The organism is Streptomyces sp. NPDC090106 (genome assembly GCF_044747265.1).
GTDB lineage: Bacteria > Actinomycetota > Actinomycetes > Streptomycetales > Streptomycetaceae > Streptomyces.
The window spans coordinates 420,519-445,998 of the sequence record NZ_JBIVDS010000007.1; the positions used below are offsets into that span (position 1 = coordinate 420,519).

The 25,480-nt window shown below is 72.0% G+C and carries 23 protein-coding genes; 12 read left to right on the forward strand and 11 right to left on the reverse strand.

From position 1 onward, the window contains the following. Positions 1-27: 27 nt before the first annotated feature. Both ACIPSE_RS24505 and ACIPSE_RS24510 read right to left on the reverse strand, forming a co-directional pair. A complete protein-coding gene (locus tag ACIPSE_RS24505) occupies positions 28-1,251 on the reverse strand; it encodes a hypothetical protein (protein WP_401665747.1) in 1,224 nt (407 codons plus the stop codon). A 257-nt stretch (positions 1,252-1,508) separates the two neighbouring features. Next, on the reverse strand, positions 1,509-2,492 hold the full coding sequence (locus ACIPSE_RS24510; protein ID WP_401665749.1) for an ArsR/SmtB family transcription factor: 984 nt from the start codon (positions 2,490-2,492) through the stop codon (positions 1,509-1,511). A 283-nt stretch (positions 2,493-2,775) separates the two neighbouring features. On the opposite strand from ACIPSE_RS24510, the gene ACIPSE_RS24515 reads away from it, so the two are divergent. From ACIPSE_RS24515 to ACIPSE_RS24525, 3 genes are all read left to right on the forward strand, one after another. Next, positions 2,776-3,174: a hypothetical protein gene (locus ACIPSE_RS24515; RefSeq protein WP_401665751.1), complete on the forward strand. Its 399-nt coding sequence runs from the start codon at positions 2,776-2,778 to the stop codon at positions 3,172-3,174. Between the two features lie 68 nt (positions 3,175-3,242). Beyond that, entirely contained in the window at positions 3,243-3,665 is a 423-nt protein-coding gene (locus tag ACIPSE_RS24520) for a hypothetical protein (RefSeq protein WP_401665753.1), read from the forward strand. A gap of 56 nt (positions 3,666-3,721) precedes the next feature. Continuing rightward, a complete protein-coding gene (locus ACIPSE_RS24525; RefSeq protein ID WP_401665755.1) occupies positions 3,722-4,975 on the forward strand; it encodes a serine hydrolase domain-containing protein in 1,254 nt (417 codons plus the stop codon). A 22-nt stretch (positions 4,976-4,997) separates the two neighbouring features. Here the strand turns inward: ACIPSE_RS24525 and ACIPSE_RS24530 are convergent, their stop codons facing one another. After that, positions 4,998-5,591, reverse strand: coding sequence for a GNAT family N-acetyltransferase (locus tag ACIPSE_RS24530; RefSeq protein WP_401665757.1), 594 nt, complete (start codon positions 5,589-5,591; stop codon positions 4,998-5,000). Positions 5,592-5,805: 214 nt separating this feature from the next. Next, positions 5,806-7,644: an AMP-dependent synthetase/ligase gene (locus ACIPSE_RS24535; RefSeq protein WP_401665759.1), complete on the reverse strand. Its 1,839-nt coding sequence runs from the start codon at positions 7,642-7,644 to the stop codon at positions 5,806-5,808. A gap of 525 nt (positions 7,645-8,169) precedes the next feature. Here ACIPSE_RS24535 and ACIPSE_RS24540 point away from each other — a divergent pair. Together ACIPSE_RS24540 and ACIPSE_RS24545 are read left to right on the forward strand one after the other, a co-directional pair. After that, positions 8,170-9,390, forward strand: coding sequence for a cytochrome P450 (locus tag ACIPSE_RS24540; protein ID WP_401665761.1), 1,221 nt, complete (start codon positions 8,170-8,172; stop codon positions 9,388-9,390). A 52-nt stretch (positions 9,391-9,442) separates the two neighbouring features. After that, positions 9,443-9,895, forward strand: a complete 453-nt coding sequence (locus tag ACIPSE_RS24545) for a hypothetical protein (protein ID WP_401665763.1) — start codon at positions 9,443-9,445, stop codon at positions 9,893-9,895. Positions 9,896-9,923: 28 nt separating this feature from the next. Here the strand turns inward: ACIPSE_RS24545 and ACIPSE_RS24550 are convergent, their stop codons facing one another. From ACIPSE_RS24550 to ACIPSE_RS24575, 6 genes are read right to left on the reverse strand one after another with little or no spacing between them, the layout of a single operon-like run. Next, positions 9,924-10,247 carry a hypothetical protein gene (locus ACIPSE_RS24550; RefSeq protein ID WP_401665766.1) on the reverse strand — a complete coding sequence of 108 codons (324 nt, stop codon included), beginning with the start codon at positions 10,245-10,247 and terminating at the stop codon, positions 9,924-9,926. Further along, positions 10,237-10,617 (reverse strand): antibiotic biosynthesis monooxygenase family protein, encoded by a 381-nt coding sequence (locus ACIPSE_RS24555; protein ID WP_401665768.1) that lies wholly within the window; start codon positions 10,615-10,617, stop codon positions 10,237-10,239. The genes ACIPSE_RS24550 and ACIPSE_RS24555 overlap by 11 nt, the downstream gene beginning before the upstream one ends. Before the next feature lie 28 nt (positions 10,618-10,645). Next, positions 10,646-14,116, reverse strand: a complete 3,471-nt coding sequence (locus ACIPSE_RS24560; RefSeq protein WP_401665769.1) for an SAV_2336 N-terminal domain-related protein — start codon at positions 14,114-14,116, stop codon at positions 10,646-10,648. Further along, entirely contained in the window at positions 14,117-15,058 is a 942-nt protein-coding gene (locus ACIPSE_RS24565) for an AAA family ATPase (protein WP_401665771.1), read from the reverse strand. Further along, positions 15,055-17,298 (reverse strand): trypsin-like peptidase domain-containing protein, encoded by a 2,244-nt coding sequence (locus tag ACIPSE_RS24570; protein ID WP_401665774.1) that lies wholly within the window; start codon positions 17,296-17,298, stop codon positions 15,055-15,057. Before ACIPSE_RS24570 ends, ACIPSE_RS24565 begins: the two co-directional genes overlap by 4 nt. Further along, positions 17,295-17,678, reverse strand: coding sequence for a CU044_2847 family protein (locus ACIPSE_RS24575; protein WP_401665777.1), 384 nt, complete (start codon positions 17,676-17,678; stop codon positions 17,295-17,297). Before ACIPSE_RS24575 ends, ACIPSE_RS24570 begins: the two co-directional genes overlap by 4 nt. Before the next feature lie 140 nt (positions 17,679-17,818). On the opposite strand from ACIPSE_RS24575, the gene ACIPSE_RS24580 reads away from it, so the two are divergent. Then, positions 17,819-18,259: a VOC family protein gene (locus tag ACIPSE_RS24580; RefSeq protein ID WP_401665780.1), complete on the forward strand. Its 441-nt coding sequence runs from the start codon at positions 17,819-17,821 to the stop codon at positions 18,257-18,259. Between the two features lie 105 nt (positions 18,260-18,364). On the opposite strand, the gene ACIPSE_RS24585 is transcribed toward ACIPSE_RS24580, so the two are convergent. Further along, entirely contained in the window at positions 18,365-18,652 is a 288-nt protein-coding gene (locus ACIPSE_RS24585; protein ID WP_401665783.1) for a DUF6355 family natural product biosynthesis protein, read from the reverse strand. 980 nt (positions 18,653-19,632) lie between these two features. Here ACIPSE_RS24585 and ACIPSE_RS24590 point away from each other — a divergent pair. From ACIPSE_RS24590 to ACIPSE_RS24615, 6 genes are all read left to right on the forward strand, one after another. Continuing rightward, a complete protein-coding gene (locus ACIPSE_RS24590) occupies positions 19,633-20,346 on the forward strand; it encodes a YcnI family protein (protein WP_401665786.1) in 714 nt (237 codons plus the stop codon). A gap of 103 nt (positions 20,347-20,449) precedes the next feature. Further along, entirely contained in the window at positions 20,450-20,770 is a 321-nt protein-coding gene (locus tag ACIPSE_RS24595) for a hypothetical protein (protein WP_401665789.1), read from the forward strand. 53 nt (positions 20,771-20,823) lie between these two features. Then, positions 20,824-23,046, forward strand: coding sequence for a heavy metal translocating P-type ATPase (locus ACIPSE_RS24600; RefSeq protein ID WP_401666093.1), 2,223 nt, complete (start codon positions 20,824-20,826; stop codon positions 23,044-23,046). Further along, positions 23,043-23,666: a copper chaperone PCu(A)C gene (locus ACIPSE_RS24605; RefSeq protein ID WP_401665791.1), complete on the forward strand. Its 624-nt coding sequence runs from the start codon at positions 23,043-23,045 to the stop codon at positions 23,664-23,666. Before ACIPSE_RS24600 ends, ACIPSE_RS24605 begins: the two co-directional genes overlap by 4 nt. A gap of 86 nt (positions 23,667-23,752) precedes the next feature. Continuing rightward, complete coding sequence (locus ACIPSE_RS24610; protein WP_401665793.1) at positions 23,753-24,541, forward strand: hypothetical protein; 789 nt, start codon at positions 23,753-23,755, stop codon at positions 24,539-24,541. Between the two features lie 241 nt (positions 24,542-24,782). Next, positions 24,783-25,406 (forward strand): sigma-70 family RNA polymerase sigma factor, encoded by a 624-nt coding sequence (locus ACIPSE_RS24615; RefSeq protein ID WP_401665795.1) that lies wholly within the window; start codon positions 24,783-24,785, stop codon positions 25,404-25,406. Positions 25,407-25,480 lie beyond the last annotated feature (74 nt).

The following is a 25,480-nucleotide window of genomic DNA, read 5'->3' on the forward strand; positions in this document are numbered from 1 at the left end:
CGGAGACGGAGACGGAGGCTGGGGCGGTCAGCAGTCCCTGACGTCCGGGATGCGGTTGTCGGGCGTGCTGATGTAGATGTTGGAGATCCAGCCGCCGTACTGGGGCAGATACGCCCACCAGTCATTGCTGTACGGCGGCACGTCCACCCGCTGGCCCTGCTTCTGGCAGCCCACCAACACCTCGACCCCCGCGGGGAGTTGGGTGAGCGCCGGGTTGGCGGTGGAAGGGCCGGGGCGGACGTTCACATGGTCGCTCCACGTGCCGTACCACCAGCCCGCGGGACGGACGCCGCCCGGGACGTCGAGCGAGCGGGTCAGCCGGCCGAGGTCCGTGTACGCCTTCCCGTACGACGTACCGGTCGGGTGCAGGGTCAGCACGGCCACGATCGAGCGGTCGTTCGCGCCCACGGTTCCCGTGCTGTGCAGGGCGGGGCGGGCGAGATCCACGCTCGCGGCGGCGGCAGCAGCGGAGGTGCCGGCCGAATCGGTCGTCGTGCCGGTCGTCGAGTCGGTCGTCGTGCCGGTCGTCGGGTCGGTCTTCGCGACGAACGAGCCGGGCGTGCCGCACGTTCCCTTCTCGAAGGACGATCCCGACCAGCCCTGCTTCACCGCCCATGGCTTGTCGAACGCCCCGGCGATGCCGAAGTGCTGGTCGAAGTGGTCCGAGGCGCAGCGGGTCGACTGGCGGAGGTTGCCCATGACGAAGTCGCGCACCGGGGCCGGTGCCTTGTCCAGCAGGTAGCGGTAGATCGTCACGGTGTCGCGGGCGGAGAGCGCCGTGTAGCCCCAGTAGCCCTCGTACCCGGCGGGCGGCGGCGCCGTGTCGCTCAGGCCGAGACGGTCGGTGCGGACCATGCGGGTGATGATGGCCGGGCCACCGTGGTCCGACCAGTAGGCGCTGGCCGCCTTGTCGTCGCTGCTCCGCAGCATCGGCTCCAGCCAGGCCCGGTCCGCGGCGGGCACGCTGTAGTCGGGGGCCCGGTCCCAGAAGTAGTCCAGCGCCAGCAGCAGCTTGACGACGGAGGCGGACCGGAACTGCGTGCCGGTGTTGAGCTGTTCGGTGAAGGTGCCGGTCTGCCGGTCGAACACGGCGACCCCGGCGGTGACGCCGGCGGGCACCTGCACGGATGCGGCGGCCTGCGTGCCGGCGGGTGCGGCGGGCCGCTCGGAGGGCGTGTCGGCGGCGGCCGACCCCGCCACGCCGCAGACCAGCAGCAGCGCGGCGACCGCGCCGAGAAGACGGAGTCTCACTGGACGGGCTCCCTGAAGAGGATCGAGGCGTGCGCGCGGGTGATGCGGACGCTGTCGTGAGCGACGGGGCCGGGGACGCCGGTGAGTGAAGGGCGGGGCGGGCGGGGTGGGCGCATGAGGGCCGTCCTCTCCTGTCTGTGGAGGGTGCCCCGTGCCGGAGCCGAGGCCTGGAAGACGACTCGAACCTTAGAAAGGCGGGAGGCACCGGCGGTCCTGACGGATGTCAGGGTCGTCGACCGCGCCCCCGCCCCGGCACCTCATTCCGACAGCAGCTGGACGAGCGCCACGCCCGCCGCCGTGCGCCGGGCGACCACGTGCTGCCCCCTGCGCTCCCGGGTGAGCAGACCGGCCGACTCCAGCTGGCCGCAGTGGTAGGTCACCGTCGCCGGAGTGCAGTTGAGCGCCGAGGCGAGCGAGCCCATGGTGCCCGGGTGGACCAGCTCACGCAGGATGCCCGCCCGCAGGGAGCCCACGACCAGCTTCAGCCGGTCCTTGCCGGGAGCGACCTCCCGGCTGCCCCAGAGCGTGTCGAGGCCGGGCACGGGATACCCGAACCAGACGGCGTCGGAGCGGTCGAAGCTGAACACCGAGGCGCCGTGCCCCGACACGATCGGCACCAGGACCATACGGCGGGCGCCCCGCTCGAACGTCTCGGGGTGCGGGTCGGGCACGTACAACGTCTCCTCGCAGAAGCGCACCTTGGGCGCGAGCCCGGTCAGCACGAGCGGCAGGGCGTTGCTGACGGCCGCCACTCCCACGCGTTCCGTCTCCCGGGCCAGCAGGGCGGCGGCCCGCGCCCACATCGGCCCGAACGCCTCCCACACGGAGGCGAGGATCGCCGCGTACGCGTGGATGAAGGTCTTCGGCCGGTCGACGACCGACTGCCACTGCCGTGGGACCGTCCCCTCGAAATCCCGCTCCAGCTCGGCCAGGAGCACCTGCGGCGAGACGTCCGCCAGACGCTCCAGCTGGACCGTGAGGTCGGTCTCCCACAGCGGCGCCGTGGGGGTGAGGCAGTCGGGCACCATCGAGTACTCACGGGCGAACAACGGCCGCAGCACGGCACCCGACCCGCCCGGCACCGCGGCCGACAGCACCCGCCGCCACGAGGGATGCACCCCCTGGGAACGCCCGCCGAGCGCGTCCGCGACCAACGACATCAGCGTGACGCCCGGTTGCGCGACGACGGACACCGGCAACGTTTCCAGCGGCCCCAGTCGCAACTCCGAGAACCGGGCCATGAACACTCCCCCGTAGACGTACCTTCCCCACTCTCGGACGCACAGGTTTCGGCAAAGGTTTCCGCCGGCCCGGGTGAAGAGCCCCCGCCGACCGGGGCGGGCGGGACCGGCGGGCCGTCCTCGGGGGACACGTTTCGAAGCCTCTCGAAATGCTGGGCCGCGCCCCCGGCATTGCCCAGACTGGCTCCGACCACGGGGGACGGTGGCGGCTGACCATCCGGGTGCGCGCTCGCGCACAGCGCCGTTCCCCCGCGCAGCAATCGCGAAGAAATCGGGGAAGCGCATGACTTTTCGACGACGTGCGGGCACCGGGCTGCTCGCCGGGACGGCCGCGCTGGCGGCGACGGTGGGCCTCGTGACACCGGCCGAGGCGGCCGTCCACGAATGCAGGATCTCCGGTGACCGGACGAACTGCGCCTACGTCACCGGCATCGACCCGGGCTCCTGGCTCCAGATGCGCACCGGGCCCGGCTACGGCTACGCCGACGTCGCCCACGGCCGCCTGGACAACGGGGAGGAAGTCGGCCTCGGCTGCTGGACCACCGGCGACGGCGCCGCGGACAACCCGAACTACCGCTACTGGATCCAGGTCGACACCGGTATCCGCTCCGGCTTCGTCAACGACTGGTACCTCGACACCGGCAACGCGGCGGTGTGGCAGCAGAGGCTCCCGCACTGCTGAGGAACCTCGTCCCCGCACCACACATCCCGCGCCCGGCCACCTCACCCGCACAGAACTGGGGGAACCCCATGAACACCGCCCGCCGAAAGATCCTCGGTGCCGCCACCGCCCTCGCCACCGCTCTCCTCACCGCCGGGACCCTGCTGTCCACGGCCACCCCGGCGAGCGCCGACGTCTACCCGTGCCGGATGTCCGACTCCACGATCCCCTGCACCACGGTCACCGGCATCGACCCGGGCTCCTGGCTCCAGGTCCGCACGGGCCCGGGCTACGGCTACGGCCCCATCGCCGAGGCGTACAGCCGTCTCTACAACGGCAACCAGGTCGGCATCACCTGCTGGACGACGGGCGACGGCGCCGTGGACAACCCGAACTACCGCTACTGGATGCGCGTCGAGGTCGGCAACAGCTACTCCGGCTACGTCAACGACTGGTACCTCAACACCGGCAACTCCGCCGTCTGGAAGCAGCAGATCAGGCAGTGCCCCTGACCCGTCGGACCGCTCCCGACCGCCGCCCTTACCGCTTGTCGAGCCGAGGAACCGCCGTGACCCTGTCGAACCGCCGCCGCACGCTGGCCGGCGCCACCCTGATCGCCGCGCTCGCGGCCGGTGTCGCCCCCACCGCCACCACCGCGTACGCCGCGCCCGCCGTCCCCACGGCCGTGCGCACCACCCCTGCTCCCGCCCCCGACATGGAGGGCGTGAGCGCCGCGTTGAAGGCCGCCATGGCCGAGGGCGCACCCGGAGCGATGGCCCGCTTCACCGGACCCGACGGAGTCCGGGCCCGGACCGAGGGCGTCCGCGACCGGACCACGGGCGCCGCCATGGACATCCACGCCCGCTTCCGCATCGGCAGCGTCAGCAAGACCTTCACCAGCGTGGTGCTGCTCCAACTCGTCGACGAGGGGCGGGTGGAGCTGGACGCGCCGGTCAACCGGTACCTGCCGGGGCTGCTGCCGGACGCCCGGATCACGGTGCGCCATCTCCTGACGCACCGCAGCGGACTGGCGGACTACACGGACGCGATGTTCGAGCACACGGTGCCGGGCTTCGAGGCGGTGCGCAACCGGGTCTTCTCCTACCAGGAGCTGGTCGACCTGTCGCTGGCCGAGCCCCGCACCACCGAGCCCGGGGTGTCGTACCGGTACTCCAACACGAACTTCGTGGTCGTCGGCATGCTCATCGAGAAGGTCACCGGCAAGCCGGTCGCGGACGCCTACCAGCGCCGCGTCATCGGCCCGCTGAAGCTGCGCCACACCTCCTACGTCCACCCCGACACCCGTATCGCCGGACTGCGCGTGCGCGGCTACCTCCACCCCGACGAGGAGGGGCAGCCGCTCGTCGACTCCACCGAACAGACCGTCTCCTGGGCGCAGTCGGCGGGCGCGGTCATCTCCGACCCGGCCGACCTGAACACGTTCATGACGGCGCTGATGCGCGGCAGGCTCCTCTCCCCGCGGACCCTCGAAGCGATGACCACCGTCACCCCGACCGACACCACCGACACCCGCTTCTACGGGCTGGGTCTGCGCCGCTACGACCTGTCCTGCGGCACACAGGTGTACGGCCACACCGGCACCGTCCAGGGCTACTACACGTACGCCTTCTCCACCCGGGACGGCCGACGCGCCCTTTCCTCGGTCGCGAACACCTCCAACCACGGCTCGGCGAACACCGCGCTCGGCGGCACGCTGGAGGCCGCGTTCTGCGGGAAGAAGCCCACCACGACGACCCCCACGCCCGGCCGGCGCACCACGTCCCTCCTCCCGGCCGAGCCTGACCTGGCCGAACGCCGCTGAGGCCACCGGCGCGAGCCCCGCTTCACCGGCGGCGGGGCCGCCGGTGGAACGCTGTGGAGCCCTCGGAGCGGACCATGCTCAGATACGTGGCGTCCGTGCCCTCCGGCCGGGCCGCGCCCACGAACAGGTAGCCCAACGCCTCGCACAGCGCGAGGGCGGGCCTGATCCGGGGGCTCACCATCAGGGTGCTGCGCTCGGTGCCGGTGCCGCGCAGGAGCGCGTCATGAAGGGCGGTGCCGTAGCCGAGTCCTTGGCAGGCCGGCCGCACGACGACGGCTCTGATGACGAAGGTGCGCCGCCCGTCCTCGTGGGTGAAGGAGTCGGGCATGGCGGAGCTGACCAGGCTCCGCCACCAGGTGGTGTCGGCGGGCAGCAGCGTCCCGAAGCCGAACCCGACGACGTGGCCGCCCCGTTCGGCCTTCACCAGTCGCGCGCCGGGGGAACGCAGGTCGCCGCGGTACAGGTCGAAGAAGGCGCTGGGCGGCAGCAGCCCGGCGAACGCGGTGAGATCCGCGGAGGCGTCGAGATAGAGCTGCGTCACGTCAGGGAGGCAGGCGGCGATCTCGTCCTGGTCGGTGAGGGTGGTGAGACCGTGCCTGGCGTCAGTCTGATACAAGGTGGGAGTTCCTCTTCGAACACGGCTGATACGGCTCGCCTTTCGGGCGAAAGGCGAAGGGGCGGGGAGTGAAAGGGGATGAGGAGTGAAGGGGGGAAGGGGTGCAGGGCGACAAGGTGTAGCGCGAATGGCGAATACGCGATAGGCGAAAGGTGGAAGGCGAAATAGGGGCGTCGCTGGTGCGAAGTGTGGTGGGCCGCCGGTGCGTCCTGTCTCAGGTTCGCTTCCGGTACAGCGCCTCGATCTCTTTCGCGTACGCCTCGGCGACGGCATTGCGCCGCAGTTTCAGCGACGGGGTGACGAGCCCTTGCTCCGGGGTGAAAGGGCGGGCCAGAATCCGGAACGTGCGGATCGACTCGGCCTGCGACACCAGTGTGTTGGCGGCCATGACCGCACGCCGTATCTCGGTTTCGAGATCCGGGTCGTCGACGAGTTCGGCCGAGGTGAGCATCGGCTGTCCGCGCATGGAGAGCCAGTGCTTGACGGCTTCCGGATCGAGGGTGACGAGCGCGGCGATGTACGGGCGGTCGTCGCCGACGACGACGCACTGCGCGACGAGCGGATGATCCTGCACCCGCTCCTCCAGCGGAACGGGGGAGACGCTCTTGCCCCCGGACGTCACGATGATCTCCTTCTTGCGGCCCGTGATGGTGAGGTAGCCGTCGGCGTCCAGGGACCCCAGGTCACCGGTGCGCAGCCAGCCGTCGGTCAACGCCTGCGCGGTCGCCGTGTCGTCGTTGAGATAGCCGTCGAACAGCGTCTGGCCCGCCACCCACACCTCGCCGTCGTCGGCGATCCGTACCGTGGTCCCCGGGATGGGCCGGCCGACCGTCCCGTACCGTGTGCGTTCCGGCGGGTTGATGGTGGCCGCCGCGGCCGACTCGGTCAGGCCGTACCCCTCGTAGACGGCGATGCCGGCGCCCGCGAAGAACAGGCCGAGGCTGCGTTTCATGCCCGAGCCGCCGGAGAGCGCGTGCCGCAGCCGGCCGCCCATGACCGCGCGCAGCTTGGCGTAGACGAGCCGGTCCCAGAACTGATGCCGCAGCCGCAGAGCGGTGGACGGGCCGGGACCCGTTCCCCAGGCCTGGGCCTCCGCGGCCTGCGCGTACTCGACGGCGACGGCCGCGGCGCGTTCGAAGGCGGCACCCTTGCCCGCCGTGTCGGCCGTGCGCCAGGACGCGTTGTAGATCCGTTCGAAGATGTAGGGGACGGAGACGATGAACGTCGGTCGGAACGCCGCGAGATCGGGGAGCAACGCGGACGCGGTCAGCTCCGGCTGATGGCCGAGCCGGACCCCGCCCCTGATCGCGGCGACCTGCACCATACGGCCGAACACGTGGGCGAGCGGCAGGAACAGCAGCGTCGACGCCTGGTCGTTCTTCTTGCTGTGGAACACCGGGTCCCAGTGGCTGACCACGGTGTCCGTCTCGTACATGAGGCTGCCGTGGGTGATGACACAGCCCTTGGGGCGCCCCGTCGTCCCGGACGTGTAGATGACGGTGGCGGTCGTGTGCGGGGTGACCGCCTGCCGCTGCCGGTGGACCGTGCCGTCGCCGATGCCGGCGGTGCGTCCGAGCAGCGTCAGCTCGGCCAGAACTCCCGCGTCGAGCTGCCACAGGTGGCGGAGCCGGGGCTGCTGGTTCATGGTCCGGGCCACGGTCATGGCGTTGTCCTCGTCCTCCACCAGGACCGCCGTCACCTCGGCGTCGTGAAGGATCCACCTCACCTGGTCCGCGGAGGCCGTCGGATAGACCGGAACGACCTGGGCGCCGATCGTCCAGAGCGCGAAGTCGAACAGTGTCCACTCGTATCGGGTCCGGCACATGATGGCGACCCGGTCGCCGAAGCGGAGGCCGGTGGCGAGCAGCCCTTTGGCGAGATCCAGTACCTCCGCGGCGAACTCGGCGGCCGTGACGTCATGCCATACGCCGTCTTCGTCTTTCCGGCCGAGGGCGACCGCTTCGGGATGTTCGGAGGCGCGTGTGAAGACGGTGTCGGCCAACCCGCCCAGTGGGCGGACCAATTCCGAGGGGGAAACGGAGAACTCCCGCATTGTCGGCTCCCTTGCGCGCTCTGACTGGCGCGAAAGATAGCGCAATCACAGGGAGTTCTTTGCTGTGCGGGCAATGCGTTGAAACATGGCAAAGAGGGTGAACGGCGGCCCGCCGTCAGGGACGTAGAAGCCTAAACGGCCGCAGAACGGTCCGGCCGCCCACGGAAAGCCGACAGGATCTGCACGAGTGGGCCACGAAACCGCTATCACGTGCGGACGCTTTCACCGGAGAGAGGTCCGGTCCAGGACATCCGACCGCGTTCTGGCCGGAAATGAATCCTCCGGCCGTACGGGCTTGTCGACTACTTCAGCGCCGAGGGCCGCGGATGCGTTACTCGACGGGCGTCCGGCATGGGCCCCACATTATGAATTTCGTTCAACTCTACCTGCGTAGATGAGGAGAAGCGAGAGAAGTAAAGGTCTCTTTCCCGACCTGGACCACCGTGGTGCCCCCCTTCACCGAGCGGCCAACCGTGCTTCCGGTACCCGCCGTCGGAGGGCGAACCGCGGTGCTAACGTGCGGCGGTGCCCACTCAAGCGAGACCCGCGTCCCTGCTGTTCGCACTCCGCCCCAAGAACCAGGACCGCCTCTACGACCTCTACGCGGACCTCCGCGGCGCCGACGAACTCCACTGGGACCGCTACCTCGACGCCTGGGTCGCCACCAGCCACGACGTGGTCAGCGCCACCGCCGGTGACCCGCGCTTCTCCTCCGTGCGGTACCCGGACATCGACGCGGTCTCCGAGGAACTGCGCCCGCTGGCCCGGGTGTTGAGCCGACAGATGCTGTACAGCGACGCCCCCGACCACGCCCGGCTGCGCGCTCTGCTCAGCAGGGCCTTCACCGCCCGCGCGGTCGCGACGCTGCGTGGCCGCATCCAGGAAGCGGTCGACCGGATCCTCGACCACGCCGCACCGACGGGCCGGCTCGACATCGTCGCCGACCTCGCCCGCCCGCTGCCCCTGGCCGTCATCTGCGACCTCCTCGGCGTACCGGAGGAGGACCGCTCCGCCCTGTCCGCCTGGTCCGACCCCGTCGCGGCGGCCATCGGCAACTCCCGCCTCGACGCGGACGACAGCCGCGCGGCCTCCGAGGCCATGGAGGAGATGCTCGCCTACCTCAGGACGCTCCTCTCCCGGAAGGACGCCCCGCCCGCGCCCCACACCCTGCGCGCCCTGCTGGCCACCGGCACCGACGACCCCGGTCAGGACGTCGACGAACTCCTCGCCAACAGCGCCCTGTTGCTCATCGCGGGACACGAGACCACCACCCACTTCATCGGCAACGCCGCACTGGCCCTCCTCGACCACCCCCAGGCGGCCGACCAGTTGCGCGAACGCCCCGAACTGATCCCCGCCGCCGTCGAGGAACTCCTGCGCTACGACAGCCCGGTGCAGCTCATGCTCCGCCGCGCCCGGCACGACCTGGACCTCGCGGGCCGTTCCGTCGCCGCCGGACAGACGGTGCTCCTCGTGTGCGGCGCCGCCAACCGTGACCCGGCGGTCTTCCCCGACCCCGACGTACTGGACTTCGAGCGCCCCGGCGGGCGGCACGTCGCCTTCGGCTACGGACCCCACTTCTGCCTCGGTGCGGCGCTGGCCCGCCTGGAGGGCGTCGTCGTCCTGGAGGCGCTGCTCACCCGGCTGCCCGGCTGGAGCCTCGACGGCCCCGAGCCGAGCCGTCTGCGCAGCCTCAACTTCCGCGGCCTGGAGTCCCTGAAGGTGTCGTTCACCCCCACCCGCTGATTCCCCGGAAGCCCGCGGGTTGGGAGCGGGCGGCGGTGAGCAAGGTAGGGGAGTGGAATGGACCGGGATTCTCAGCACGGCACTCGGCGCGGTGATCGCGCTGGGCACCTCCGCCTACGTCGAGCACCGGCGATGGTCCCGGGAGAGCGCCCAGCGGGCCCGTGAGGAGCGCCGCGCCGGATACGTGGCGTTCCTCGACGCCACGGCCCAGGCGAGCGAGACCCTCGTCAACATCGCCCGCGGCCACGACCGGGCCGAGGACACGACGGGCCGCGCCGGGACGGTCCTCCGTGACAGCAGTGTGCTGTCACGGAGGCTGGAACTGGCCCTCGTCGCCCCCGACGACATCATGGCCGAAGTCACCGAGGCCGTCGCCCTGTTACGGGTGTACCGGGACGCGGTGGCCCAGGGCCTGCCCTACGAGTCCGACGAAGTGCAGGCGGCCCGGGCCGCGTTCAACGACCATCGCAGCCAACTGACCCGCCTCATGCGCACCTCCCTGTGACCGGGCCGCGCCCGCAGGACGGGGCCGCTCATTCCCCCTCCGCGGGCAGGTCCCGGTCGGCGATCCGCTTCACATGGCGGGCGAACACGGCCTCGGCGTCCGGGTTCAGCCGGAGCAGCGCCACCATCCCGGTCACGATGACGTCGCACACCTCGTCCTCGACGTCCTTCCACGTATGGGAGTGCCCCTTGCGGGGATTCGCCCCCAGCGCGCCGATCGCCGCCTCGGCGACCTCACCGGCCTCCTCCTGGATCTTCAGGAGCTGCACGAGGATGCTCTGTTCCCTGGGACGCGTGGAATGCTCCTCCAGGAGGCGGGCGAGGCGGGTGATCGTCTGCCAGTCATCGGTCATGCGTCCCTCGATTCGGTGCGGCGCGAACGAACTCGTTGCTCCGTTCCACCCTGCCCACATGGAGCGTGTAACTCTCGTACCACTGCTCCCGACCCCGCTTCTGCGCCGCCCGGTGCTCGGCGTGCTCACCCCACCGGGCCAGCGCGTCGGCGTCCCGGAAGTACGCGACAGTGATCCCCAGCCCACCGGGATTCTGCGCGTGCTCCGCCCCCAGGAACCCGGGGATACCCCTGACCAATTCCTCCAACCGCGCGTCGGTCTCACCGAAGCCGCTCTGCTCCTCGCTCCGCACCGTGGTGAACACGGCCATGTAGTAAGGGGGGTCGAAGGCCGGAACCGGTCTGACAGGTGCCTCCGGGGCATCACTCATGACGCTCACCGTAGGGCCGCGGACACCGTCACGGGAAGATCGGGCGTGGTCCGAGCAGCAGCGCGGCGAGCCGCAGGTACGCCGTGTACACCTCGGGCGTCAGCCAGGAGAGTTCGACGGTGCTGCCCATGGCGAGGTGGCCGTCACGGGGGATGCTGACGAGGCCGCGGCAGCGGGAACTCAAGGCGCGTTTGGCCGCCGGGTCGAGCGTCCAACCCGCCGCCGGGCGGCTGTGGTTGAGGACGACGACCGCTTCCCGTACCAGATCGGGACGGTTCGCGGTCACCAGGCGGTCCATGGACTGCTGGGCCTGGGTGAGTCCCGCGGGGTCGGCCCGGGAGACGATGACGACACGATCGGCGTACTGGAGGACCACGGGCAGCGGGGTGTCGGCGTCGACGAGGGTGAGAGGGAAGTGCGCTTGGGTGGCGAGTGCCACCCTGCCGAAGTCCGGGTCGGTGAACTGCAGCCCTGCCGACGGGTGGGACATCGAGTCGTTGGCCAGGACGGTGAGCCCCGACCTGTGCGGGGACAGGAACAGCCGCAGATCCTCGAAGCTGCTCACCTCGTGCAGTGATCCGGCCAGATCGGACAGCCCCTCCAGGGTGTCCCGGAAGAGACGCCGCACGAGCCGGATGTGGCCGCCCGCGTGCCGGTCGGCGTCGATGGCCAGCACAGGTTCCTGCCGCTGGTCGGCCAGGACCGCGCCGAGGACCATGGTGGTCGTGGTGCACCCGGCCCCCTCCTTCACTCCCACGACCGCGATGCGCATCCGGTGTCGCAGCGGCGCGCGGATCGTCCGTACCCACTCCTCGGTGCCGGCCTCCGAGGCTTCCGTCTCCTCCTCGGTGGACGGTGAACCCGGTTCCGCGGGCCTCCAGGGTTCCTCCTCCACGGCGGCCCACTCCACGCCCCCGGGCAGCCTGGTGGCCAGGGCTTCGGTCACCTCCTCGGCGGTCGGCCGGTCCTCGGGCCGGATCGAGACACAGCGCAGCAGCAACTCCCGCAACGGCGAATCGAGTTCCATGAACTCCCGCTGGTACTCCAGCGCACCGCGCTCGTGCACGTGCCACACGCGGCCCATCACGGCGTGCAGCAGGATGGCGCCCAGGGAGTACACGTCCCCGGCCGCGATGCGCGACTCGCCCCAGTAGGTCACTTCAGGCGCGCGATAGGGGGAGTTGGCCGGCACGGACGCCGTCGACGCGCTCCAGGCGCCGTCGATACGGGCCGAGGTCCAACTGATGATGTGCAGCGTCGACTCGGTCAGCAGGATCGTGCCCGGGGTCAGCGAACCGTGGACGATACCCCGGCGGTGGCAGCGGGTCACCGCGCGTGCCAGGTGCCAGCCGAGCCAGGTGAACAGGGGCGTGCCGGGCTGCGGTCCGGCCGCGTCCAGCACGGCCCGCAACGTCGGGGCCGGTCGGCCGTCGGCGAGGGTGTCCAGGCGCAGCGCGAGCCAGGGCGTGGGTGCGGTGCCGAGATCGCTGCCCAGCAGCGCGGGCGCGTAGACCCCCTCCATGCGGTGCAGCGCGCGTCGTTCGATCTCCAGGAGTTCCTGCCCGACGGGGGAGTCGAACGACGAGGACACCCGCAGGAGCACCTGCCGTCCCGCCTCGTCCGCACCGATGTAGGCGGTGGGCTTCCCACCCGATCCGTCACGCTGGAGCAGCAGATACGGGCCGAGGGCGTGCAGGTCCTGGAGGCGCAGCGGGAGCCAGGCCCGCGACGTCTCCAGCCCCGTGGGCAGACGGATCTCCTCGTACTCGACGACCCGCTCGGGCGTGGGAGTCATCGGCCGCGCGCCCAGATGGGTCAGGAGACGGTCCTCCAGCCAGGCGAACGGACGCGTACCGGGCAGCAGTTCACCGGTGCCCACCGGGTGCGCCAGCCAGGCCGGGAAGTCGGGCGAGTGGCCCACCAGTGTGCGCAGCCGGTCGGTGACGGCCCGGGTCGTGCGCAGCAGGTCCATCGGGGACGCCGTGTCCAGCAGGATCTCCTGGGCGTCCCGGGGGAAGCCGAACCGGCGGTGCTGCGCCGGAAGCCGCTCGTCGGCCCGGTCGATCTGGCGCATCAGACCACCCAGGAACACCTCGGCGAGATGTGCGGTGTCGGCGCGCCAGGGAACCGCCGCCTGGACGAGCCGCATCACCGGCACCGTGAGCGGGGACACGGCGGCGAGGTGCGCGGCGAGCCGGTACGCCTCCGGGGACGCCGCGTCACGGAACCGCAGGACGGCGTCCGGTGCGTCCGCACCCCGCGTGTCGGCGCCCGTACGGGGCGTCCGCTCGTGGGGCGCCCGCATCAGAGGCAGTTCCACGCTCGCCCCGGGGGAGGCGACCAGACCGGCCCAGGTGGCGATCGCCGGTGGATACGGTTCCAGGACGGGGATCGGCACGCCCGTGAAGTCGTCGCACAGCTCGGACGGCAGGAGGGCGTCGGTCACCTCCCACGTGTCGTTCGCCGCGCCTCGCCGTCTGCTCGTCACCAGCCAGGGCTCCGAGCGGATCCCCGAGCCGTCCCACAGGTGGGCGGGCAGGGTGTGCATGACCGCCGTCGGTCCCTGACGCGCCCAGCGCTCCAGAGCTTTGATCATGCGCCCGTCCCGCCAGCACGCCCCGATGCCGTCACTGATCACCAGGACCAGCGTGCGGCCCGAAGGATCGACGACCGTGCCGGGGGACAGGGCCGGGGCCCGGAGGTCGAACGGGCGGGTCCGCAACAGGGGCGCTCGCGCCGACCGGGCGTCCAGGCCGTGGACGCGGATGTCGCGGAACGCGCCCAGCCGCTCCAGCAGGACACGCAACTCCGAGGCCAGACGCCGCCACAGCAGCATGGAGATGCCGTCGTCGATGAGCAGGACCAGGCTGAGCCACCGCTGACGCGCGGGCCGGGTCACCAGGTCGGGCAGACCGGTCTCGGCCAGCGCCGCCGCGGTGGCCTCTTCGTCGAACTCCGCCTTGAAGGGGTCCGGTTGAGGCTGCTTCAAGGAGCGAAGCGCTCGTCCGAAACGCAGTTCGTCCTCGCCGAGCGCCTTCTCCTCCGGGACCCTGACGGGCATCGCACCCCTGCGGCCGTCCGCGCGCAGCCCTCTCCCGGCACTGTCCGAGCCCAGTTCGGCGAACTCGGGAGCGCTGCGCAGCGCCGCGGCGGCGTGCAGCGCCCCGAGCAACTGGTCGGGCGGAGGCGGCTGGGGCGGCACGACCGGGGCGGGCCATGTGTCGCGGGAGGGACCGGTACCCGCCGAGTCGCCGAGAGCCGCGTAGGCGTCCGGCGTTCCCGGCCGGGGCGGAGCCGTGGTGGCTCCGCGCAGTGAGCGGGCCAGCGGTGCGTCGGCGTCAGCGGGCAGGCGGGCCGCGAGCCAGAGCGTGTCGAGCAACTCGTGGATGGACAGGTCGTGCCCGGTCAGCCGGGCGAGCCTGGCCAGCGCCGAGCGCCGGGGCCCGTCACCGCCGTCCGGCTCTGCCGGAGCTTCGGGGCGGGTGCCGTCGGGCGGCATCTAGACGGTCCCGCCGAGCCGGTGCAGCACCGAGTCGAGCAGACCGTCGTTCAGTTCCATCCCGCCCTTGCGCAGGAACACCGCGTTGAGCAGCTGATCCGTGGCGAGTTCGCCCGGAGCGCGGCGGTTGAGGAACGTGTGGAACAGGTCGTCCACACCGCGCAGCGCGTCCTCGCCCAGATGCGCGGCCACGATCCCGCGCAGACGCACCTCGTCCGGATCGGGCAGCGCGAGGCGCACACAGCGGCGCATGAAGGCCGGCGGGAAATCCCGCTCACCGTTGCTGGTGATCACCACGACCGGGAACTCGTCGCACCGCACCAACCCCCTGCGCACGGTGACCCGGTCACCGTCCAAGGTGAGGAGCGACACCTCCGACTGCGCCTCGGGCAGCCGGGACAGCTCCGGAATCTCGAACCTGCCCTCCTCGAAGACGGTCAGCAGGTCGTTGGGCAGATCCACGTCGCCCTTGTCCAGTTCGTCGACGAGCAGCACCCGTGGCCGATCGCGCGGAACCAGAGCCGTGCCCAGAGGGCCGAGCCGGACGAAGGTCCCGATGTCGGGCTCGGCGTCGCCCTGCTCCTTGCGCAGATGGGTTTCCTGAAGCCGGCCGATCGCGTCGTAGCCGTACAGGGCCTCCTTGAGGACCGAGCGGCTGTTGACCGGCCAGTGCAGCACCGGCCCCAGGCTGAGTTCGTGGGCGATCGCATGGGCCAGGGACGACTTGCCCGTCCCCGGATGCCCGGTCACCAGCAGCGGGCGGCGCAGATGCAGAGCCGCGCTCACCACGTCCGCCTCGGTCGGACCGATGAGATACGGGCTCCGCTGGACCTCGCCGTCGGGGGCACTCGCGAACTGCCGCCATGGAGGAGCCTCGGGGAAGGCGACCTCTCGGGCGACTCCGTCGCCGCGGAACAGCCGCCACCCGTCACCGTTCGTCATGTCTGCCGCTCCGTCTCTTCCGCGGGGTCAGCGAGCTGGAGTTCGTCGGGCAAGGGCAGCTCGGCGTTCTCCCAGACCAGGGCAGGGCGCTCGGGCCGCGTGTCGTCAGCGTGCACACGGACCCGGAAGTGCCTCAGCCTTTCCGGGAGTTGATCGACCGGACCATGCGTCAGCAAGGCGTCGAGGCCCGGCTCCTCGCCGACACCGTCGTGCCCGCGCACCGCGAGGCCCGTGCCGCCCTCGCGGTCCCACAGCACGATGGGGACCCCCATCACCAGGCAGACGGGCAGCAGTTCGCCCCTGCGCTCGGCGTCACCCTCCACGAAGACGCGCGCGCTGTCCCGGTGGGTTGTCTTCAGCAGCCCGATCAGCGCCGCGCGCCCGCCGAAGGACCGGTCGGCCAGCAGCGGAGGACTGTGCGCGCGAGCCTTCCAGCGCCGCTTGAGATCCGAGACGGCGGTACGCGAGCGCATACGCAACCGGGGGCAGCGCAGCACGAGATGGAAGTCCTCGCCGAGCGGCGCGGGAATCACCTCGTCGGGTCCGGCTCCGTCCCACTCGTCCACCGCCAGCTCCAGCGCGTCCGGCGGGACGGAGACCGCGACCAGTGCCACCCCGTCCCCCGACGCGTCGCCACCGCCCGCCACCTCACGGATCAGCCGCGCGATCTCCGGTCCGGTACGCGGCCGTTCGGAGCTGGTGACGGCGCGCGCGGCGGTGCCGTCCGGCCGCAGCCGCCACACCGAGCACCGGTAGTGGTCCGCGGGATCCTTGGCGTACCGGTCGAGTTCCACGAGGATGCGCGCCCCGGGCGGAGCGGTCCGCCGCGACCAGCGTTCCGCGTCGGCTCGCCGCTCGTGCAGCGCCGAAGGGTGCACGCCCAGGCGCGCGGCGACGCGTCGGCTCCACTCCTGGAGCGCCGCGCACGCCATGCCACCGGTCTCCGCGGCCAGGTACTCCACCACGCGCAGCAGCGCGGGCAGCCGCGGTGTCTCCTCGGGCACCGGTGAGCCGTCACCGTGCCAGGACTCCAGCTCACGCAGCACCCCGGGCACCGCGGACGGCGCGAGCCTGGCCGCCTGGAGGGACTGCGGCAGATCGAGGTAGGGCAGGGCGGCATGCGCGGCGCGCGGAAGCAGCCCCGGATCGAGCCGCACCAGGTGCTCCGTCTTGCCCAGCAGCACACGGTGCTCCGCCACCGACAGCAGCCGCGCCGCCTCGGTGAGCCGCCCCAGCGCCAGCAGGCGGTCGAGTTCGGCCCGTCCCCGAGCGTCGTACGCCACCTTGGGCGCCAGGGACTCGGTGAGCGTGGGCAAGGCCCGCTCCGTGGCGGCGAGCAACTGCGCCAACTCCTCGACGGCAGGCGCCGAACGGTTCTCCGGGACCCGCAGGCCCAGTTGGGCGGCGAGCGCTCCCGCGTGCGCCGCCCGCTCCTTCGGATCCCCGAGAAGCGTGTGCAACGGGCCGACCATCATGTCCCGCACCGACTCGTCCACCCCGAGGACCGAGGGCCTCGCCCACAGGGCACGCAGATGCTCGTCGGGCACCGCACCCGCCCGGCGCAATTCCGTGATCACCGACTGCCATCCCAGGCCCCAGCTGCGCCGTACGGTGTGCTGCGCCGCGAACGCCGGACCCGGTGCGACGATCCGGCCCATCACCAGACCGACGACCGCCCCTTCGGCCGTCGACCACAGGGGTCCACCGCTGTAGCCGTCGTCGATGGCCGCCCCCGACAACTGCCCGTCGAGATAGCCGATGCCGTCCTCGTACGCGGCGACCCGTACATCGGCGTACGAGAACGGCTGCCCGCCGCCGTACCAGGCCCTGACCTCCTGGCCGCTGGTCATCTCCACCCAGCGCACCGGACCCACCGGTGACGGGGGCTCCTCCTCGAGTTCCAGGACGGCCAGGTCGCCCTCCCACTTCAGAGAGCCGGCGCCTTCCGGTCCCTGACCGTGCGGGCGAGGCGGTATCCATGCCGCGAGTCGCGCCCGCCATGTCCTCCCGGCGGACAGCGCGGGAAACGCCACCTCGAGGACCACGCCTCCGGGATCCCGTGGGCTGAGCATCCGCAGTCCCAGAGCCGCGTTGACGACATGCGCGCACGTCAGCAGAGACCGTCCGGCGAGGTACACGCCTGCGCCGGCCGTCCGTGCCTGGTCCCTCACCAGCACCTGGACCAGCGCCGCACGGGCGTCCGTCGCCCCGGCGTCACCCGCCGCCATGAACCAGGTCACGCGCCCGCCCCGGGAGAGCGCCAGGTGGCCGAAACGGTCAGAGTGGCCTGGCCGTTGGCGCCGATGATGCCGATCTTGAGGTCCTGGCCTATCTGCACGCCGAACCCCACCGTCAACTCCTGCGGAGGATCGGCGATGCCGCGGACCGAGTCGTGTATTTCCTGGAGCACGGGGCCCAGCGGACTCAGCACCGTACGCAGCGCGTCCGTGGCCAGCTCCCCGACGCGCGCCCCGCGTCCCACGGGCGCCACTCCGGCGATCCCCTCCGGCAGATCACCCCCGTCCGCCGAGGACGTGACGACCTCACCGGCCGGCGACAGCTCAAGACGGACGCACGCACCGTCGTCGAGCGCGAACTCCATGTAGTCGAAGTGCGGCACAGGCAGCATTGTGCCGATCGGGCGGATGATGGGACAGGGAAGTGGGCGAAACGGATGTGAAGTCTTCCACGGGACCACCGGACATCGCGGCGCCCAGGCGCAGAATGGCCGGGTCACCGGCGACAGGAAGAAGGCCCGTCATGGCGCTCCGGCGGATGGACAACGTCCTCGTCGTGGTCGAGGACCTCGACGCCGTCATCGCGTTCTTCGTCGCGCTCGGCATGGAGCTGGAGGGCAAGGGTCCGCTGGAGTGGCGTGGGGCGGAGCGGGTCATCGGGCTCCGGGACGTCCAGCAGGACGTCGCCATGCTGCGGGTTCCGGGCGGGCATGGGCGGGTGGAGCTGGCCAGGTTCCACACGCCGAAGGCGATCGTCCCGGAACCGGAGGTCGCGCCGGCGAACACGCTCGGTCTGCGGCGGATGATGTTCACCGTGGACGACGTCGAGGACGTCGTCGCCCGACTGCGGGCCCACGGTGGTGAACTGGTCGGCGAGATCGTGGCCTACGAGAACGTCTACCGGCTCTGCTACGTCCGCGGGCCGGAGGGCATCGTCGTCGGACTCGCCGAGGAACTCGGATGACCGGGCCGGGGGCGAGCCGCGTACGTCAGGTCGGGTTCCCGTGACCGTCCCGGCCCTGACGCACGCGGTTTCCGCCGTACGGTTACGCGGTCTCGGGCGCGCGTGTCAGCAGAGGCGGCCGGTGTACCAGGCGCCGTCCACGTCGGAGGCGGCGCCGATCCAGGTCACGCCGGGGCCGACACACATCTCCGTGTTCGGTCCCCAGTCGTCGATCTCGATGACGATGCGCGAACCGTCCGAGGTGCAGTGGTTGTAGTAGGCGTCGGAGGCGGTCTCGTAGAAGCCGCAGGGGTCCGCTGCGGCCGTACCGGCGCTCGCGGTGACCGCGCCGAAGGACGTGAGGACGAGGGCGACGGAACCGAGGGTGCTGGTCAGGGTGCGACGGATGCGCAAGGTGAACTCCACAGGAGGGTAGGGGCAGCCGAATCCGACTCCGAGTGCGGAGTCCGGGCCGCCCGGTGCGTGGTGACGGGTCGTCGAACGTCGGACCTCGAACCTCGAACGTCTGATTCGGAACGTCGAACGCCGACCGGCTCAGGCTCGCAGCTCCGGGCGGCGGTTCGGATCATCGTCGTCGGTGTTCACCCGGCGGATCGATTCACTGCTGAGCCGAACAGTTGATCTTCGAGGGTTCCTTGTTTGACGGGCCGGTGGACGCCGGTTCGCCGGTCCCGCCCGTGAAGCCGCCGACGGCGGCATGGCACCATCGGGTGCCGTGACGGCGTCCCCGGGAGTGCGGAGTCTGCGTGCGGCGGTCTTCGCCGTGCTCTGCGTCCTCCTGGCCTCCGGCGGACACACGCTGGCCGCAGGGGTGGCACCGCCGGTGTGGGCGCAGCTCGCCGGGGGCGGCGCCGTCTACGCCGTCGCGTACGGCCTGGGTGGCCGCGAGCGGTCGCTCGTCGGCATCGGGGGCGGTACGACGGCCGCGCAGGGCGGGCTGCACGTCCTGTTCGGTGTCGCACGACCGCACACCACCACCACGGCGATGCACACCGGGGTCCTGCGCATGGCCGCGCACCCGCACGCGCTGACACCGCACGCCACGGCCGCCCACGTGGGCGCCGCGGCTGTCCTGACCTGGTGGTTGCGGTGCGGTGAGGCCGCGCTGTGGTCGCTGCTGCGGTGGGCCGCCACCTTCGTGCCCGGCCTGGCCGGCTGGTGGCGGACGGCGGGCGGCGCGTGGCGCGCGCCGGACGCGCCGACGGCCGTACCGGTGCGGACCGGGGACGTACCGCCGCCACGGCAGGCGCTGCTGCGTCACGCCGTGCACCGGCGAGGGCCGCCGACGGGGATCGCGCACGCCGTCCGACCCGGCGTCCCCCCGTCATCGCCCGACCGGGCACCACCCACCCCGTACGGAGAGCCACTCAGCCATGTCCCTCGCACGTCACACCCTGCGCCGCGCCGGTGCCGTCACCGCGCTGACCGCCGTCGGCGTCCTGGCCGCCGCGGGCGTCGCCTCCGCGCACGTCACCGTCCACCCCGAGAGCTATGCCAAGGGCGCCACCGACGGCGTTCTGACCTTCCGTGTCCCCGACGAGGAGGACACGGCGGACACGACCGAGGTGCAGGTCTTCCTGCCCACCGACCACCCGGTCCTCGGCGTGCTCGTCTCCCCGCGGGACGGATGGACCGCCAAGGTCACCACCACGAAACTCGCGACACCCGTCAAGACCGACGACGGCACCATCACCGAGGCCGTCTCCGAGATCACCTGGACCGGCGGGCGGATCGGGGCCGGACAGTACGAGGACTTCGACGTCGCCTTCGGTCAACTTCCCGAGGACACGGGTTCGTTGACCTTCAAGACGCTCCAGACGTACTCCGACGGCAAGACCGTCCGCTGGATCGAGACGGCGTCCTCCGGGGACGACGAGCCGGAGAACCCGGCGCCCGTCCTCGCACTCACCCCGCGGAAGGCCGGGAGCGGCAGCACCCCCGCCGCCGTGGCCGTCCCGTCGTCGGCGGGCAGCGACTCGACCGCCCGCGGACTCGGCGTCGCCGGGCTCGTCGTCGGTGCGCTGGGGCTGTCCGCGGCGGTCTTCGCCGTCCTGCGCGGACGATCCGGCGGGGCGCGCCCCGCGTAGCGATCCGCCGGACCCGGGAACTTTCCGGGGCATTCCGCCGACTCCTGAGACAGCACGGCCCGATCCGGCCGCTGCCCTGTCGTACGACCTGGAGTCCCGGTTGATGGACGAGCCCCGGAAATGTCCCTCCGGCAGCCGAGCGAGCACCGGCGCGACCCGGCGCCCGCCCACCCGTGGGAGCGCGGGCGGCCCGCCGCGCGGCTTCGCGCCGCCGCCCGCGCTCTGCGGCTTCCTCCTGCTGCTGGCGCTGATGTTCACGGTGTCGTACGGCGTCGGCGCCGCCGCCGGTCCCGTGGCACCCGGCCTGCACGGCACCGCGCCGAGCGACGGTGACGTCCACGAGGACGGCACCGGAGGCGGGACCGACGGCACAGATCCAGGCGGCATGGACATGGGCGGCGGCGCGCACGAGGGGGACCGGTGACCGGCTCCGAACCCACGAGCACCCTCGTGACCACCGACCTCACCGTCGGCGGCATGACCTGCGCCGCCTGCGTGGGGCGCGTCGAGAAGAGACTCGGCAGGCTGGACGGCGTCACGGCGACCGTCAATCTCGCCACCGGGCGGGCCCGCGTCAGCCATCCGGCGGAGATCAGCGCGAGGGACCTCGTCGAGACGGTTGAGAAGGCCGGATACACCGCGGCTGTCCCCGAGCCGGCGGGTGAGCGGGGGGAGCCGGACGGCGCCGCCGGTGACGCCGAGTCCGACGCCCGCCGCGCGGAACGGCAACGGCTGCTGATCACGGCGTCGCTCGCGCTGCCGGTCCTCGTGCTGTCGATGGTGCCCGCGCTCCAGTTCCGCAACTGGCAGTGGCTGTGCTTCGTCCTCGCCGCACCCGTCGCCGTGTGGGGCTCCTGGCCCTTCCACGAGCGGGCGGCGCGAGGGCTGCGGCACTCGACGGCCACCATGGACACCCTCGTGTCGCTCGGTGTGACCGCCTCCTTCTCTTGGTCGGCGTACGCGCTGTTCCTCGGCGGAGCCGGTGATCCCGGCATGCGGATGCCGTTCGGCTTGGCGCCCTCCGCCGCCGACGGCGTGGCGCACGTCTACCTCGAAGCGGCCGTCGGCGTACCGCTGTTCGTGCTCACCGGACGGTTCCTGGAGGCACGGGCCCGACATGGGACCGGAGCGGCGTTGCGCTCCCTCGCCCGACTCGCCGCCAAGGAGGTCGCGGTACGCGACGGCGACTCCGAACGACTGCTGCCGATCGCGGAGTTGCGGGTCGGGCAGGTCTTCGTCGTACGCCCCGGGGAGCGGGTCGCCACCGACGGGCGGGTGACGGAGGGGAGTTCGGCGGTCGACCTGTCCCTGGTGACCGGCGAGAGCGACCCCGTGGAGGTCGGCCCCGGCTCGAACGTCACCGGTGGGTCCGTCAATGCCGGTGGGCTGTTGCTCGTACGGGCCGAAGCGGGCGGCTCCGACACCCAACTCGCCCGGATCACGCGGCTGGTGGCCGAGGCGCAGGCGGGCAAGGCCAAGGCGCAGCGACTGGCCGACTCGGTGGCCGAGGTCTTCGTGCCGGTCGTGCTGGCACTGGCCGTCACCACGCTCGGGTTCTGGTTCGGCGCCGGCGCGGACCCGCGGGCGGCGATCACCGCGTGCGTCGCCGTACTGGTCGTGGCCTGCCCCTGCGCGCTCGGACTCGCGACACCGACCGCGCTGATGGCCGCGACCGGGCGCGGCGCCCAACTGGGCGTCCTGGTCACGGGACCACAGGCCCTGGAGAAGCTCCAGGGGATCGACACCGTAGTGCTGGACAAGACCGGCACCCTCACCTCGGGCCACATGAGCGTCGCCCGTGTCACCGTCGTACCGGACGGCATCGGTCGAGAGACCGTACTGCGGCTGGCGGGAGCCGTCGAGCAGGGGTCCGAACACCCCCTCGGGCGGGCCGTTTCCACCTACGCGCGACGTGAACTGGGCGTGCCGCTGCCCGAGGTGAGCGGGTTCCGGGCGCTGCCGGGACGCGGCGTCCGGGGACGGGTCGAGGGCCACCGGGTCGAACTCCGCGCCCCCGAAGACGAGTTGCCCGGCGCTCTCACGGCGGTGGAAACCTCCTCGTACACGCCGGTGGTGGCATACGTGGACGACGTCGCCGAGGCCCTCTTCGAGGTCGGGGACGTCGTACGGCCGGGCAGCTACCGGGCCGTCGACAGGCTGCGGCGCCTCGGCGTGCGACCGGTGCTCGCCACCGGCGACCGGGAGGCACCCGCCCGTGCCGTCGCCCAGGGCCTGGGCATCGAGGAGGCCTACGCCCGCTGCACTCCCGAGGAGAAGGCCGAACTCGTGCGCGGGCTCCAGCGTGACGGCCGGCGGGTCGCGGTCGTCGGGGACGGTGTGAACGACGCCGCCGCGCTGGCCTGCGCCGACCTCGGGATCGCGATGGGCACCGGCACGGACGTCGCCATCGGCGCCGCCGACGTCACGCTCGTGCGCGGTGACATCGAGGCACTCGCCGACGCGATCCGGCTCGCCCGCAGGACCTCGCGCACCGTCCGCGCCAACCTCGGCTGGGCCTTCGGCTACAACGCCGTCACCCTGCCGCTCGCCATGGTCGGCCTGCTCGACCCGATGGTGGCCGCGGCGGCCATGTCCGCCAGTTCGGTGCTCGTCGTGGCCAACAGCCTGCGGTTGCGGGCCTGGAGGCCCACGCCGTCGCACCCGCTCCCGACCTCTTCCGCCCGGAGGCGTGCCCGATGACCGCCGCACCGCGACGACTGACCGAGCCGCACCCGGGCAATGAACCGGACCCGGGCAATGAACCGCACCCGGGCAATGAACCGCACCCGAGCAACGAACCGCACCCGATCGTCCGACCGCACCCGTGGCGCCCGAACCGGCGCCGGATCGCCGACGCCCTCAACTTCGCCCTCGCCCCCGTCGCCGCGTGCAGCCTCGCGCTCGGGGGCCTGACGGCCTGGGCCACGGCGGGGAGAGCGGGCAGCCCGCCCCGGATCACCGTGTCAGCGGGTCGGGTGTTCGTGCCGTACGGCGACACGACACGCACCGCGGCCTTCTTCGACATCGCCAACACGGGTGGCGCGGACGACCTGTTGCTCCGGGTGACGTCCACCGAGACCGGCGGCGACGTCGAACTGAGCCGGCACCGGATGACGGGAGGGTCGGCCGCGTCCAGGGAATCCGTCACCTCGATCGCCGTCCGCGCGGGCGGCGCGCTGTCGATGTCGCCTCAGGGCGTGGTCGTGACGCTGCGCCCCGTCGAGGGATGGCGGGAGGGAGAACTCGTCGCGTTCACCCTGCACTTCGAACGCACGGGCCCGATCAGGACACTCGCGGTGCTCGTCCCGCCGACCTCTTGATCGTCCTGTGCGCCGGATTGAGCGGGTGACCGTGGATTTCCGTACCCATGCGTGACGACGACGCCCGAAGGTGAAGATGAGGCGCCATGACAGCAGGGTGGGGTTCTCGCACTGTGAGGGCCGCGGTGTTCGCGGCCGTGTGCGTGCTGCTCGCCGCCCTGGGCCACGTCCTGATGTCCGGGGGCGACGTGCCCGCCTGGACGCTCGCCGCCGGCGCGGTCGCCACCGTCGCCGTGGGCTGGGCCCTGGCGGGGCGTGAGCGTGGGCTGGTCGCCGTCGTGACGGTCGTGGTCGCCGCGCAGACGGTGCTGCACGAGTCGTTCTCGCTCGCCCAGTCGGTGACGGGCGGGGGCGGGGAAGCCGCCATGGACATGGGCTCGGCCCATATGGGCTCGCTGCACATGGGCGCGTCACACGTGGGCGCGGCGCATATGGACGGGGCGCATATGGGCGTGATGCACATGGACGCCATGGACATGAGCCATCACATGGGTGCCGCCGATATGGGGGTGGGGGCCACCACCATGGCTGGAACCACCATGGCTGGAACCGCCATGGGCGGAAGCCACATGGGCGTGACCGACATGGTCATGGACGGCACGCACTCGTCGCTCGGCATGCTCGCCGCCCACCTGCTCGCCGCGCTGCTGACCGGACTGTGGCTGGCGTACGGAGAGAAGGCCGCCTTCCGTATCCTGCGGGCCGTCGCCGCTCGGCTCGCGGCTCCGCTGCGGCTGCTGCTCGCGGCTCCGGTTGCCCCGGCCCGCCCTCGCCTCCGCCCGCGTCGCCCCCGCTCGGACAGAGCGCCGGTCCTCCGCCTCCTCGTCCACGCGATCACCTCCCGGGGACCCCCGGTGGGGACGGCTGTCCTCTGACGACAGCCGGACTCCCGAGGCCGCCCCTGCGCGCCCCGGGCCCCGGTCGTACGCGTGCACGCACCAGCGCCGTGACGCCTCAGCACCGATCCGTACCGCTCCTTACCGTCCCATGGGGTTCTGCAGCGATGCGTGCTGAGCGCCTCCGCGTCCGCGTGTCGTAAGGCCGGTTCCCCACTCACCGGACCGCCGCGTGCCCTCGCGCACCCGGTCCGGACCACGGATCCGAGAAGGACACCAGGTGACCACCTCCGCCCTGCTTGACCCGCCCGCCGAGACGGACGAATCGGCTTCCTGCCGAGACCAGTTGATGGACGAGTCGATAACCGCCTGGGCTCTGGCCGCCCGAGGCGGCGACCCGGACGCCGTCGAACGGTTCGTGCACGCCCTGCACCGTGACGTCCAGCGCTACGTCGCCCACCTGTGCGGTGACGCCCAGGCCGTCGACGACCTGGCCCAGGACACCTTCCTGCGCGCGCTCGCCGGCCTGCACCGGTTCGAGGGACGTTCCTCGGCGCGCGCGTGGCTGCTGTCCATCGCGCGCCGCGCCGTCATCGACAGCTACCGCCGCGCCGCCGCCCGGCCCCGCCTGTCCGACGTACCGGACTGGCAGTCGGCCGTCGAGCGGGCCCAGCCGTGCGACCTGCCCGGCTTCGACGACGGCATCGCCCTCCTCGACCTGTTGACCGCGCTCCCCGAGGAGCGGCGCGAGGCGTTCCTCCTCACCCAGTTGGCCGGTGTGCCGTACGCGGAGGCCGCCGAGGTGAGCGACTGCCCCATCGGCACGGTCCGTTCGCGCGTCGCCCGCGCACGCGCGAGCCTGATGGACCTCCTGGACGAGGCGGAGGAGGCTCGTCGTCCCTGAGTCCGTCGAGGACGCGTCGGCGGGCACCGTGCCCAGGGCGCGCCCGACGCGCACACCATCGGCCCGCCTGCCGC

What these genes read in the sequence shown, in the direction of transcription:
- ACIPSE_RS24510 (WP_401665749.1), bottom strand. Translation starts at nt 2,492, where the DNA reads ATGGCCCGGTTCTCGGAGTTGCGACTGGGGCCGCTGGAAACGTTGCCG.
- ACIPSE_RS24515 (WP_401665751.1), top strand. Translation starts at nt 2,776, where the DNA reads ATGACTTTTCGACGACGTGCGGGCACCGGGCTGCTCGCCGGGACGGCC.
- ACIPSE_RS24520 (WP_401665753.1), top strand. Translation starts at nt 3,243, where the DNA reads ATGAACACCGCCCGCCGAAAGATCCTCGGTGCCGCCACCGCCCTCGCC.
- ACIPSE_RS24535 (WP_401665759.1), bottom strand. Translation starts at nt 7,644, where the DNA reads ATGCGGGAGTTCTCCGTTTCCCCCTCGGAATTGGTCCGCCCACTGGGC.
- ACIPSE_RS24550 (WP_401665766.1), bottom strand. Translation starts at nt 10,247, where the DNA reads ATGACCGATGACTGGCAGACGATCACCCGCCTCGCCCGCCTCCTGGAG.
- ACIPSE_RS24555 (WP_401665768.1), bottom strand. Translation starts at nt 10,617, where the DNA reads ATGAGTGATGCCCCGGAGGCACCTGTCAGACCGGTTCCGGCCTTCGAC.
- ACIPSE_RS24560 (WP_401665769.1), bottom strand. Translation starts at nt 14,116, where the DNA reads ATGCCGCCCGACGGCACCCGCCCCGAAGCTCCGGCAGAGCCGGACGGC.
- ACIPSE_RS24565 (WP_401665771.1), bottom strand. Translation starts at nt 15,058, where the DNA reads ATGACGAACGGTGACGGGTGGCGGCTGTTCCGCGGCGACGGAGTCGCC.
- ACIPSE_RS24580 (WP_401665780.1), top strand. Translation starts at nt 17,819, where the DNA reads ATGGCGCTCCGGCGGATGGACAACGTCCTCGTCGTGGTCGAGGACCTC.
- ACIPSE_RS24590 (WP_401665786.1), top strand. Translation starts at nt 19,633, where the DNA reads ATGTCCCTCGCACGTCACACCCTGCGCCGCGCCGGTGCCGTCACCGCG.
- ACIPSE_RS24595 (WP_401665789.1), top strand. Translation starts at nt 20,450, where the DNA reads ATGGACGAGCCCCGGAAATGTCCCTCCGGCAGCCGAGCGAGCACCGGC.
- ACIPSE_RS24600 (WP_401666093.1), top strand. Translation starts at nt 20,824, where the DNA reads ATGACCTGCGCCGCCTGCGTGGGGCGCGTCGAGAAGAGACTCGGCAGG.
- ACIPSE_RS24605 (WP_401665791.1), top strand. Translation starts at nt 23,043, where the DNA reads ATGACCGCCGCACCGCGACGACTGACCGAGCCGCACCCGGGCAATGAA.
- ACIPSE_RS24610 (WP_401665793.1), top strand. Translation starts at nt 23,753, where the DNA reads ATGACAGCAGGGTGGGGTTCTCGCACTGTGAGGGCCGCGGTGTTCGCG.